Below are 12,215 nucleotides of genomic sequence, written 5' to 3'. Positions count from 1 at the left end.
TCCGTCGCGTCGCCGAGCGGACCCGTAGGCTGACCGGCGCAGCTGGTTCGCACCCGTCCGCCAGGCGGGAGGCGTCGTAAGAGGGAACCCGGTGGGAATCCGGGACTGCCCCGCAGCGGTGAGTGGGAACGACCGCCGTCATACGCACTGGGCCCGACATACAGGGGCTGGGAAGCGACGGCCAGTAGGCGTCCTCCATCAGGAGGATGTGCCCGCGAGTCCGAAGACCTGCCCGTTGCCCGCGTACGACCACTCGTGCGCGGATATCCCGGTGACCTCGTGGGCGGGTCGGCGTACATATCCGGCGGACGACCGCGCTTTTGCCGCGCGGGTCGCTTTCCGTCGGGTTCGTCATCCTTCGCGTCCTCGTCCCGTCGCCGGGATCTCAGGGATTCATCTCGCGAAGGAGATCTCCGTGACCACTGAGACCGCAGCCGCGGCAGCACGGGCCACCGTGTACGGCTACCCCCGCCAGGGCCCGAACCGGGAACTGAAGAAGGCCATCGAGGGGTACTGGAAGGGCCGCGTCGACGCCGACGCCCTCCGGGCCACCGCCGCCGAACTGCGCCGCACGAACTGGCAGGAGCTGGCCGAGGCCGGCATCGACGAAGTGCCGACCGGCGATTTCTCGTACTACGACCACGTCCTGGACACCACCGTCATGGTCGGCGCGATCCCCGCCCGCCACCGGGAGGCCGTGGCCGCCGACGCGCTGGACGGCTACTTCGCGATGGCGCGCGGCACGCAGGACGTGGCGCCGCTGGAGATGACGAAGTGGTTCGACACCAACTACCACTATCTGGTACCGGAGTTGGGCCCTGACACCATCTTCACGGCCGACTCGGCAAAGCAGGTCTCGGAGTTGCGGGAGGCCCTCGGCCTCGGGCTGACCGCCCGCCCGGTGCTGGTCGGCCCGGTCACCTATCTCCTGCTGGCCAAGCCCGCCCCGGGTGTGCCGACGGACTTCGACCCGCTCACGCTCCTCGACCGGCTGCTGCCGGTGTACGCCGAAGTCCTTGCCGCCCTGCGCGCGGCCGGCGCGGAATGGGCGCAGTTGGACGAGCCCGCCCTGGTCCAGGACCGCACCCCGGCCGAGCTGAACGCCGCAGCCCGCGCCTACCGCGATCTCGGCGCCCTCGCCGACCGGCCGAAGCTGCTGGTCGCCTCCTACTTCGACCGGCTCGGCGACGCGCTGCCGGTACTGGCCAAGGCTCCCGTCGAGGGGCTCGCGCTGGACTTCACCGAGGCCACCGCGGCCAACCTCGACGACCTGGCCTCCGTGGGCGGGCTGCCCGGCAAGCGCCTGGTCGCGGGCGTGGTCAACGGCCGCAACATCTGGGTCAACGACCTGGCCAAGTCCCTGTCCACGCTCGGCACCCTCCTCGGCCTGGCCGACCGGGTCGACGTGGCCGCCTCCTGCTCCCTGCTCCACGTCCCGATCGACGCCGCCGCGGAACGCGACATCGACCCGCAGATCCGGCGCTGGCTCGCCTTCGCCAGGCAGAAGACGAGCGAGATCGTCACCCTCGCCAAGGGCCTCTCCCAGGGCGTCGGCGCGATCACCGGCGAACTCGCCGCCAACCGCGCCGATCTGACCTCCCGCGCGACCTCGCCGATCACGCACGATCCGGCCGTACGGGCCCGGACCACCGCGGTCACGGACGCCGACGCCCGCCGCTCCCAGCCCTACTCCGTACGCACCACCGCGCAGCGGGCGCACCTCGGGCTGCCCCCGCTGCCGACCACCACCATCGGTTCCTTCCCGCAGACCGGCGAACTGCGCGCCGCCCGCGCCGATCTGCGCGCGGAGCGCATCGACACGGCCGGTTACGAGGAGCGCATCAGGGCCGAGATCGGCGAGGTGATCTCCTTCCAGGAGAAGGCCGGTATCGACGTCCTGGTCCACGGCGAGCCCGAACGCAACGACATGGTCCAGTACTTCGCCGAACAGCTGACGGGGTACCTCGCGACGCAGCACGGATGGGTGCAGTCCTACGGCACCCGCTACGTCCGCCCGCCGATCCTGGCCGGCGACATCTCCCGCCCGGAGCCGATGACGGTGCGCTGGACGGCGTACGCCCAGTCCCTCACCTCACGCCCGGTCAAGGGCATGCTCACCGGTCCGGTCACCATGCTGGCCTGGTCCTTCGTCCGCGACGACCAGCCCCTCGGCGACACCGCCCGGCAGGTCGCCCTCGCCCTGCGCGACGAGGTGAACGACCTGGAAGCCTCCGGAACCTCCGTGATCCAGGTCGACGAGCCGGCCCTGCGCGAGACCCTGCCGCTGCGGGCCACCGACCGCCCGGCCTACCTGGCGTGGGCCACCGAGGCGTTCCGGATCAGCACCAGCGGGGTGCGTGAGGACACCCAGATCCACACGCACATGTGCTACGCCGAGTTCGGGGACATCGTCCAGGCGATCGACGACCTCGACGCCGACGTCATCAGCCTGGAGGCGGCCCGCTCGCACATGCAGGTCGCCCGTGAACTCGCCGCCCACGGCTACCCGCGCGAGGCCGGCCCCGGGGTGTACGACATCCACTCCCCGCGCGTTCCGAGCAGCGAGGAGGCCGCCGAACTGCTCCGTACCGGCCTGAAGGCGATTCCCGCCGAGCGCCTCTGGGTCAACCCCGACTGCGGTCTGAAGACCCGCGGCTGGCCCGAGACCCGCGCCTCGCTGGAGAACCTGGTCACCGCCGCCCGTACGGTCCGCGAGGAACTCTCCTCGTCCTGACGGCAAGCCCAGTCCGCCGGGGAAGGACGCACCCACCGTCCTTCCCCGGCCCGGCATCGGAGAAAGCACCAGCACATGGCTCTCGGCATGCCCAGCACCAGGGCAGACAGCGCGGTATCCATTCGCGATCTCCTCCAACGGGGAGGCCGCTCCTACTCATTCGAATTCATGCCGCCACGCAGCACGGCGGCCGAGGCCGGCCTGTGGACGGCGATCCGCCGTCTGGAAGCACTGTCGCCCACCTTTGTCTCGGTGACCTACGGCGCCGGCGGCTCGACGAGAGGCCGGACCGTCAACGTCACCGGGCGGATCGCCCAGGAGACCACCCTCACCCCGGTCGCCCACCTCACCGCGGTGGACCACAGCGTCGCCGAACTGCGCAACATTCTCGGCCACTACGCCGATCAGGGCGTGCGCAATATCCTCGCGCTGCGCGGAGACCCGCCCGGCGACCCGCTCGGTCCCTGGAGAACACATCCGCGGGGTGTCCGATACGCGGCCGAACTGGTCAGCCTGATCAAGGAATCCGGAAACTTCTGTGTCGGCGTCGCCGCCTTCCTCGAGATGCATCCCCGCTCCCCCGACCGGGACAGCGACATCCGTCACTTCGTCGACAAGTGCCGGGGCGGAGCGGACTTCGCCATCACCCAGATGTTCTTCGACGTCGAGGACTATCTCCGCTTCCGTGACCGGGTGACAGCGGCCGGCTGCGAGACACCGATCATCCCGGAGATCATGCCGGTCACCACCGTCCGCTCACTGCGACGTATTCCCACGCTCTCCACCGCCGTCTTCCCCGCCCGGCTGGCCGAGAGAATGCTTGCCCTGCGGGACGATCCCAAAGCGGTCAGAGCACTCGGAATCGGCCATGCCACCGAGATGTCCCGCCGTCTGCTCGCCGAAGGGGCTCCCGGACTGCACTTCATGACCATGAATTTCTCAACGGTGACGACAGAGATCTATCAGAACCTGGGACTCCATGAATAATCACCCAGCCCTCCCGCCCGTGGGAATCCATCGCCCTTCGCTGGTCGGGATCGTCAACATCACCACGGATTCGTTCTCGGACGGGAACAACTTCCTGACCGCGCACGCAGCGGTGGCCCACGCCCTCCGGCTGCGCGCGGAGGGGGCCGACGTCATCGAACTCGGGCCTGCCGCGAGCCATCCGGGAGCACAGCAGGTGACCGCGGCCGAGGAGATGAGGCGGCTGGCCGATGTGATCGACCAACTGGTCGCCGAGGGCATCCCGGTATCGGTCGACTCCTACCAGCCCGCCACACAGCGGTTCGCCGCCGCGCGGGGCGCCACCTATCTCAACGACATCCAGGGCTTCGGCGATCCCGCCCAGTACGAGGAACTCGCCGGCACCGGCTGCCGGCTCATCGTCATGCACTCCGTGCAGCGTCACGGCCTCGCCACCAAGGTACGAACCGACCCCACGCAGGTGTGCAGAGGCATCGAGGAGTTCTTCGACGAGCGCCTGGCCGCGCTGGAAACGGCCGGCATCCCTCACGACAGGCTGGTCATCGATCCGGGACTGGGCTACTTCCTGGGCAGCGGTCCCGAACCGTCACTGAGAACCCTGGCCGGTCTCGAACAGTTGAAAGCCCGCTTCGACGTACCGGTGCTCGTCTCCCCCTCCCGCAAGTCGTTCCTGCGGACGCTCACCGGCAGCGGCCTTTCCGCCATCGGTCCGGCCACCCTGGCGGCGGAACTGTATGCCGCTCGCAGGGGGGCGGACTTCATTCGTACCCATGACATCGCCGCCCTCCGGGACGCGCTCACGGTTTTCGAAGCCCTGGAATCGGCAAAGGAGGGGGTTTGGTGACGCGGCGGTGAACGTACCGGCCCCTGAGGTGCCCCCCGGAGTGTGGACACAGGGGTTCATGCCGCGAGTGTGAGTCTACGTTCTGTTTGGTGCTGTTGTTCGAACTCGACGGGTGAGAGGTAGCCGAGCGAGCTGTGGCGCCTTCGCCCGTTGTAGTACGTCAGCCACTGGAAGAGTTCCAGTCTGGCCTGGCTGATCGTCGTGAAGAGCCTCTGGTTCATCGTCTCTCTCTTCAGCCCCTGCCAGAAGCTCTCGGCGAGGGCGTTGTCGTAACTCGACCCGACGCGGCCCATGCTCCTACGGATCCCGAAACGGTCGCAGACCTGGGCGAACGTGTTCGAGGTGTATTGGGATCCCCTGTCCGCGTGGAAGATCACCCCGGCCACGCTGCCGCCCCGGGTCGCCACCGCCATCTTCAGCCACCGCGTCGTTTCTGAACTCCACCGGATATGGAGACTTCCGTCCCACCAGGACGCCCTTCCTCGGACCTACAGGATCCATTGTCAGAGTGTCCACACCACGGGAGTCACCTCAGCGTCACCGACGCATCAAGCAGGGGCATTCAGGCAGTTCCAATACCCGACTCCACCGTTACATCTCCAGCCCGACGCCCACCGGGCCGTACTCGGCGCCTGGGAACGCCTTGAGGCCCCGCTGACCCTTGCCATATAGAACGCCTGGACCGGCCCTTCCCCCTCTCGTCAGGCGAGAGAGGAAGGGCCGGTTCTTTGTCCACCGGCCTTGCGGGTCCAGCCCGGCTCCCGAGGCAGGCAGATGCCGATGGTGCCGAGACTTCGAGCGTCAACATCCACGCTGAGTAACGGCAAACTCCATGGTCAGAGCGGCGCCAGACCATGATCAACGAGCGTCAGATGAGCGTCGCGAGCGTCATTTCAGCGTCAAGACATCGCCCGCAGCACCCTCGACGCACATCATGCGCATCGACAAAACCCCCGCTCAGTCGTCCTTCTTCACCGGCTCCAGAATCGCCACGCACTCCACGTGGTGCGTCATCGGGAACAGGTCGAAGGCCCGCAGCGTGCGCGGCTTGTAGCCGCCCTCCCGGAAGTACGCCAGGTCGCGGGCGAGGGCGGCCGGGTCGCAGGCGACGTAGGCGATGCGGCGGGCGCCCAGGGAGGCGAGGTGTTTGACGGTCTGTTTGCCGGCGCCCGCGCGCGGGGGGTCCAGGACGATGAGGTCGGTCTTGGTGATGTGGGTGCGCGGGAGGACCTGGTCGACCTTGCCCTGTTCGATACGGACCCGGGGCATCGCCTGGAGGTTGTGGCGGGCGTCCTCGACAGCGCGCTTGCCGGATTCGATGCCGAGCACCGCGCCGGTCTCGCCGACGCGCTCGGCGATGGCTCCCGCGAACAGGCCGACCCCGCAGTAGAGGTCGAGCGCGGTCTCGCCCTTCCTCGGCATCAGGCCCTGCATCACGGCCTCGATCAGCAGCTGGGGTGCGCTCGGGTGCACCTGCCAGAAGCCGCCCATGCCGACGCGGTACGTACGGCCGTCGGCGCGCTCGCGGACGAAGGCGCGGCCGTGGACGCGGTGGACGCCGCCGTCCTGCTCCGCCACCCGCAGTACGGAGACGGGCTTGTCCAGCTCCACCAGCGGCAGCCGGCCGCCCTCGCGCGGGGTCAGGATCACCTGGCGGTCGCCCGAGCCCGACGCGGCGATGGCCTCGACCGAGGCGATCTGCGGCCATTCGCGCCGCTCGATGCCCAGCTCGCTGACGCCCTGCGTGGCGATCATGCAGTGGTCGACCGGCTCGATCTCGTGCGAGCGGTGCTTGCGCAGCCCGGCGCGGCCGTTCTCGTCGACCGCGTACTGCACCCGTGAGCGCCACGCGGGCACCTCGCCCTGGGGCAGCTTGTCGCCGGGCGCGGGCATGACGGTCCCGTCCCAGCCGGCCTCCTCTGGGGTGAGGCCCGCGAGCCGCTGGAGCTGCTCGGTGATGACCTCGCCCTTGAGGCGCCGCTGCGCGCCGGGCTTGGCGTGCTGCCAGTCGCAGCCGCCGCAGCGTCCGGGGCCTGCGTACGGGCAGGGGGCCTCGACCCGGTCCTTGGACGCGTCGATGATCTTCACCGCGTCGGCGCGGAGATAGCGCGAGTCCGCCTCCCCCTCCGTCACCCGCGCGAGGATCTTCTCGCCGGGCAGCGCGTGCCGTACGAACAGCACCCGGCCCTCGTCGGTACGGGCGATGCAGTGGCCACCGTGGGCGACGGGACCCACCTCGACCTCGTACTCCTCCCCGATCAGCGAAGCCTGCGGTTCTGTGGACATGAGGGAGTGGCTCCAAAAATCAAAAGGGGCGAAGGGAGAGTTCAGAGGGAGGGCGGGGAGGACGGGGAAGGAGATTGCGCGGCACTTTCCGGGGGCACCGGAGGCGGCCGCCGGACGACAGCCCACAAGTCTACGTCCGGCACGACCGCGCGCCCGCCACCGGAGCGGCTCCGCCCGTCCCGCCCCACCACGAGCCACCAACCGGCCCCTACGACTTCGACTTCGGCTTCGGCCGCGAGTCCGTCGGTCCCACCGGCCCCCGCCGCACCGCGCCCGGCGCGTGGTAGGCCGCGCGCCGCTTCGCCCGCTGCTTCGCCAGCTCGGACGACTCCAGCTGGTAGGGCACCGAGGTCACCATCACCCCCGGCGTGAACAGCAGGCGCCCCTTGAGCCGCAGGGCGCTCTGGTTGTGCAGCAGGTGCTCGTACCAGCGGCCGACCACGTACTCCGGGATGTAGACGCTGATCGCGTCGCGCGGGTTCTCGGTGCGCAGCCCTCGTACGTACTCGATGACCGGCCGGGTGATCTCGCGGTACGGCGAGTCGAGGATCTTCAGCGGTACGTTGATGCCGCGCCGCTCCCACTCCTCCTTGAGCACCTTCGTCTCCGCCACGTCCACATTGACGGAGAGCGCCTCCAGCGTGTCCGAGCGCATCAGCTTGGCGTATCCGAGCGCCCGCAGCGTGGGCTTGTGGACCTTGGAGACCAGCACGATGGAGTGCACACGCGACGGCCGTACGGTGTCCTCCGACGGGTCCTCGGCCGCGGCGATCTCCGCGCCGACCCGGTCGTAGTGTCCGCGGATCGCGGTCATCGTCCCGTAGAAGATCACCATGCCGAGCAGGGCGACCCAGGCGCCATGGGTGAACTTGGTGGCGAGTACGACGATCAGCACCAGCCCCGTGAAGAAGGCGCCGAAGGTGTTGATCGCCCGGGAGCGCATCATGTGGCGGCGCTTGGCCGGGTCGCGCTCGGTCCTCAGGTGGCGGTTCCAGTGCCGGACCATGCCGGTCTGGCTGAGGGTGAAGGAGACGAAGACACCGACGATGTAGAGCTGGATCAGCCGCGTGGAGTCGGCCCCGTAGATCCCCACCAGCAGCGCGGCGGCCCCGGCCAGCAGCACGATGCCGTTGGAGAAGGCGAGCCGGTCGCCGCGCGTGTGCAGCTGGCGCGGCAGATAGCGGTCCTGGGCGAGGATCGAGCCGAGCAGCGGGAAGCCGTTGTACGCGGTGTTGGCGGCCAGGAAGAGCACCAGCGCGGTGGCGGCGGCGAGCAGGACGAAGAAGAACGTCCCGCTGCCGAAGACGGCTGCCGCGACCTGCGAGATCACCGGGTTCTGGACATAGTCCGCGCCGAGCGGCACCCCGTTGTGGACCAGGTCCGTGCCGGGGTTCTCGGCCATCTTCACATCGGTGGCCATGGCCAGTCCGATGATCCCGCAGAACATCGTGACGGCGAGCCCGCCCATCAGCGCGAGCGTCGAGGCCGCGTTCTTGCTCTTGGGTTTACGGAAGGCGGGCACGCCGTTGCTGATCGCCTCGACCCCGGTCAGCGCGGCGCAGCCGGAGGAGAACGCCCTCAGCAGCAGGAAGACCAGCGCGAAGCCGGCCAGCCCCTGGTGTTCGGGCTTGATCTGGTAATCGGCCGTGGGGGCCTGCATCGACTCGCCGAGCACGAGTCCGCGGAACGCGCCCCAGGCGATCATGATGAACACGGCGCCGACGAACACGTACGTGGGGATCGCGAAGAGCTTGCCGGACTCGCGTACCCCCCGCAGGTTCATCAGGGTGAGCAGCACGATGATCCCGATGGCGACGAAGACCTTGTGCTCGACGACGAACGGGATCGCGGAGCCGAGGTTCTCCACTCCGGAGGAGATCGAGACGGCGACGGTGAGGACATAGTCGACCAGCAGCGCGCTGGCGACGGTGAGACCGGCCTTGGGGCCGAGGTTGGTGGTGGCGACCTCGTAGTCGCCGCCGCCGCTGGGGTAGGCGTGCACGTTCTGCCGGTAGGAGGCGACGACCGTGAACATCAGCACGACGACCGCCACGGCGATCCACGGGCTGAAGTGGTAGGCCGACACACCCGCGATGGACAGCACCAGAAGCACTTCCCCGGGCGCGTACGCCACTGAGGAGAGCGGGTCGGAGGCGAAGACGGGGAGCGCGATGCGTTTCGGAAGGAGGGTCTCGCCGAGCTTGTCGCTACGCAGCGCCCGCCCGATCAGGATGCGTTTGGGCACGTCGGTCAGTTTGGACACGGAAGGGATCGTATGCGTTCGAACAAGCACGGGTGAGGGCACCACCCTCCACCCGTCGCGAGTTATACGAAAGTCATACGGAAGCCGTATCGGTCCTGGGGCTTCTGTACTGCTATGGGGATGCCGCACCCTGGTCGGCCGCCGCATAAGCTCGTACCGGAGGACGGCCGTGAATCGGCTGTCCCGGTTGGTCCCCGGTATGTCGAGAAAGAAGAGTGAACAGGGTGTTTTCGCAGGTCATCCAGGCGACCAGGACTGCGGGGTAGCGCGGCGTGCACATCGTCATCATGGGCTGCGGCCGGGTGGGCGCGACGCTCGCGCACAACCTGGAGCAGCAGGGACACACCGTCGCCGTCGTCGACCAGGACCCCACCGCGTTCCGCCGGCTCGGCGCCGGTTTCGGCGGTCGGCGTGTCAGCGGGGTCGGATTCGACCAGGACACCCTCCGCGAGGCGGGGATCGAGGACGCGGGCGCCTTCGCGGCGGTGAGCAGCGGTGACAACTCCAACATCATCGCCGCCAGGGTGGCCCGCGAGATGTTCGGCATCGAGAACGTCGCGGCCCGTATCTACGACCCCAAGCGCGCCGAGGTCTACCAGCGCCTCGGTATCCCGACCGTGGCCACGGTCCGCTGGACCGCCGACCAGATGTTGCGCCGGCTGTTGCCGTCCGGCGCCGAGCCGCTGTGGCGCGACCCGAGCGGCGGGGTGCAGCTCGCCGAGGTGCACACCTCGGCGAGCTGGATCGGCCACAAGATCAGCAGGCTCCAGGAGGAGACGGGCGTCCGCGTCGCGTTCCTCACCCGACTGGGCGAGGCGATGCTGCCGACCTCCCAGACGGTCCTCCAGGAGGGTGACCTCGTCCATGTGATGATGCGCACCGATGACATCGAGAAGGTCGAGGCGGCCTTCGCCGAGGGCCCGGACGGAGGCGGGATCTGATGCGCGTCGCGATTGCCGGAGCAGGCGCGGTGGGCCGTTCCATCGCGGGCGAGCTGCTGGAGAACGGGCACGAGATCCTGTTGATCGACAAGGCGCCGACCGCCATCTCGGTCGAGCGGGTCCCGCTCGCCGAATGGCTGCTGGCCGACGCCTGCGAGATCACCTCGCTGGACGAGGCGGCGCTCCAGCGCTGCAATGTCGTGATCGCCGCGACCGGTGACGACAAGGTCAATCTGGTCGTCTCGCTGCTCGCCAAGACGGAGTACGGCGTGCCGCGGGTGGTCGCCCGGGTCAACAACCCCAAGAACGAGTGGCTGTTCAACGAGTCCTGGGGCGTCGATGTCGCCGTCTCCACACCACGGCTGATGTCGGCGCTGGTCGAGGAGGCGGTGAGCGTCGGCGATCTCGTACGGCTGCTGCGCTTCAGCCACGGCGACGCCAACCTGGTCGAGCTGACGCTGCCCCCCGAATCGGCCGTGACCGGCACCCAGGTCGGCGATGTGAGCTGGCCGGAGGACACGTCCCTGGTCACGATCATCCGGGGCGCCCGGGTCCTCACACCGAACCCGGAGGAGACCCTGGAGGCCGGCGACGAGCTGCTGTTCGTCGCGGCCCAGGCCCGTGAGGAGCAGCTGGAGGACCTGCTCTCGGTACGCCGCGAGGACGTCGAGGCCTGACCTCCCGTACCCACACGAGCACGTACACACGGACGAGCGCCGGACGGGCTGATCCTCAGCCCGTCCGGCGCTCGTCCGTGTACGGCTACGGCTGCCGCCGGTGTCCCGGCTGCACGGCTACACCGCGCTGGCTACGGCTACCGCCGGTGGCGGGCGCGCTCCCCGGATGCCTCTGTCACGCCTCCGGCCGTCGCGGCGGCCTCGGCCGCCCGTGCCTTCTCGGCTGCCTCCTCCGCCGCCTCCTCGGCCTCCATCTCGGCGAAGACGTCGATCGGCGGCGGCGCCTTCGCGAGGAAGACCCAGGTCAGATAGACCGCGAGCAGGAACGGCGGGATCTTCAGCGCGATCAGCACCCAGCCGAGCTGGGTGGTGTCCGCCCACCAGTAGAGCGGGAAGAGGATCGCGCACTTGGCGAGCAGGATCAGCCCCCAGGCCCAGCTGGCCTTGGCGTACGCCTTCTTGCGTCCCGGGTTGCGGGTGCGCCAGGAGAGGTTCTCCTTGAAGACCGGCCCGAGGATCAGCCCGATCAGCGGCACGCCCGCCAGGGTGGTGATGATGTACGCGAGCGCCAGCCCCAGCGTGTAGATCATGCCGGGCAGATAGAAGTCCTTGGCGTTGCCGGTCATCATCGCGAAGACGACGCCGAAGGCGACACCGAAGACGCCGCTGAAGGCGTGTTTGACGGTGTCCCGGCGGACCAGCCGGACCACGACGAGCAGCAGCGAGACGCCCAGCGCCGCGATGGCCGCCGTGTGCAGGTCCTTGTTGACGGTGAAGATCGTGACGAAGAGAAGTCCGGGGAGGACCGTCTCCACCATGCCGCGCAGGCCGCCGAACGCCTCGAAGAGCGCCGCCTCGGTGACCGCTTTCGCGTCACTCTCCTGATCGGGTACGGCGGAGCCGGGGCGGTCCGGGGAATCTGTCGAGGCGGCGGGCTTGTCGAATGACGTCACCGGCTACTCCTGTCCGAGCGGTCGGAGTTCGTATTTGGGGTTGAACAGCACCCGTCGGCCGTGGCTCAGGGAGATCCGGCCGGAGGCGATCAGCTTACGGCCCGGCTCGATGCCCACGATGGAGCGCCGGCCCAGCCACACCACGTCCAGCGGCGCGGTGCCGTCGAACAGCTCCGCCTCCAGCGCGGGGACGCCCGCCCGTGGACGCAGGGTGACCGTCCGCAACGTACCAGTCACCCGGACTATCTGGCGGTCGTCGCACTCGGAGATCCGGGTACAGCCCGACGCGTGCGCGTCCTCCCGCAGCTCCTCGGACTCCAGATCCTCCTGGGAGCTGGACAGCCGGTCGAACAGCCGGCGGAAACGGCCGGTCGGCTTCTCAGCACTCATGGCTAGAGCGTACCGGGGTACGGAGACCCCTGTTCCCCGTACGTCACGGCGGGACCAGCGCCGGAAGGCGCGGAAAGGCGCGGCCCCCGGCGCCGCACGGGCCCGGACGGCCCACGGCCCCCGGCGCCGCACGGGCCCGG

General features: G+C 69.2%; 9 protein-coding genes, 1 pseudogene and 1 riboswitch. Of the genes and pseudogenes, 5 read left to right on the top strand and 5 right to left on the bottom strand.

Going from position 1 to position 12,215, the window contains the following annotated elements; translation table 11 throughout:
- The first annotated feature begins 26 nt into the window (after positions 1 to 26).
- A riboswitch (cobalamin riboswitch) is annotated at positions 27 to 251 on the top strand.
- A gap of 164 nt (positions 252 to 415) precedes the next feature.
- The 3 genes from metE (at position 416) to folP (ending at position 4,565) form a co-directional block, all read left to right on the top strand.
- Complete coding sequence (gene metE, locus ACIP8W_RS24835) at positions 416 to 2,734, top strand: 5-methyltetrahydropteroyltriglutamate--homocysteine S-methyltransferase (protein WP_401949392.1); 2,319 nt, start codon at positions 416 to 418, stop codon at positions 2,732 to 2,734.
- Between the two features lie 75 nt (positions 2,735 to 2,809).
- Entirely contained in the window at positions 2,810 to 3,721 is a 912-nt protein-coding gene (gene metF, locus ACIP8W_RS24830; RefSeq protein ID WP_401949389.1) for a methylenetetrahydrofolate reductase [NAD(P)H], read from the top strand.
- Entirely contained in the window at positions 3,714 to 4,565 is an 852-nt protein-coding gene (gene folP, locus ACIP8W_RS24825) for a dihydropteroate synthase (protein ID WP_401949387.1), read from the top strand. The genes metF and folP overlap by 8 nt, the downstream gene beginning before the upstream one ends.
- 56 nt (positions 4,566 to 4,621) lie before the next feature.
- Here folP and ACIP8W_RS24820 read toward each other — a convergent pair.
- The 3 genes and pseudogenes from ACIP8W_RS24820 to ACIP8W_RS24810 form a co-directional block, all read right to left on the bottom strand.
- Positions 4,622 to 5,044 (bottom strand): annotated as a pseudogene (locus ACIP8W_RS24820) (transposase); the annotation flags it as partial.
- 478 nt (positions 5,045 to 5,522) lie between these two features.
- Positions 5,523 to 6,851 carry a class I SAM-dependent RNA methyltransferase gene (locus ACIP8W_RS24815; protein ID WP_401949384.1) on the bottom strand — a complete coding sequence of 443 codons (1,329 nt, stop codon included), beginning with the start codon at positions 6,849 to 6,851 and terminating at the stop codon, positions 5,523 to 5,525.
- Between the two features lie 208 nt (positions 6,852 to 7,059).
- The gene (locus ACIP8W_RS24810; protein WP_402149988.1) at positions 7,060 to 9,114 is read right to left on the bottom strand and encodes an APC family permease; all 2,055 of its coding nucleotides are present in this window, start codon (positions 9,112 to 9,114) and stop codon (positions 7,060 to 7,062) included.
- A 272-nt stretch (positions 9,115 to 9,386) separates the two neighbouring features.
- On the opposite strand from ACIP8W_RS24810, the gene ACIP8W_RS24805 reads away from it, so the two are divergent.
- Both ACIP8W_RS24805 and ACIP8W_RS24800 read left to right on the top strand, forming a co-directional pair.
- On the top strand, positions 9,387 to 10,055 hold the full coding sequence (locus ACIP8W_RS24805; RefSeq protein WP_401949378.1) for a potassium channel family protein: 669 nt from the start codon (positions 9,387 to 9,389) through the stop codon (positions 10,053 to 10,055).
- Positions 10,055 to 10,732 carry a potassium channel family protein gene (locus ACIP8W_RS24800; protein ID WP_401949375.1) on the top strand — a complete coding sequence of 226 codons (678 nt, stop codon included), beginning with the start codon at positions 10,055 to 10,057 and terminating at the stop codon, positions 10,730 to 10,732. The genes ACIP8W_RS24805 and ACIP8W_RS24800 overlap by 1 nt, the downstream gene beginning before the upstream one ends.
- 137 nt (positions 10,733 to 10,869) lie before the next feature.
- On the opposite strand, the gene ACIP8W_RS24795 is transcribed toward ACIP8W_RS24800, so the two are convergent.
- Complete coding sequence (locus ACIP8W_RS24795) at positions 10,870 to 11,685, bottom strand: DUF3159 domain-containing protein (protein ID WP_401949372.1); 816 nt, start codon at positions 11,683 to 11,685, stop codon at positions 10,870 to 10,872.
- A gap of 3 nt (positions 11,686 to 11,688) precedes the next feature.
- Positions 11,689 to 12,075 carry an OB-fold nucleic acid binding domain-containing protein gene (locus ACIP8W_RS24790; protein WP_401949369.1) on the bottom strand — a complete coding sequence of 129 codons (387 nt, stop codon included), beginning with the start codon at positions 12,073 to 12,075 and terminating at the stop codon, positions 11,689 to 11,691.
- Between the last annotated feature and the right edge of the window lie 140 nt (positions 12,076 to 12,215).

The organism is Streptomyces sp. NPDC088554 (genome assembly GCF_044752945.1).
Classification (GTDB): Bacteria; Actinomycetota; Actinomycetes; order Streptomycetales; family Streptomycetaceae; genus Streptomyces.
The sequence above is the reverse complement of the archived record's forward strand: the minus strand, read 5'-3'. Positions and strand labels throughout refer to the sequence as shown.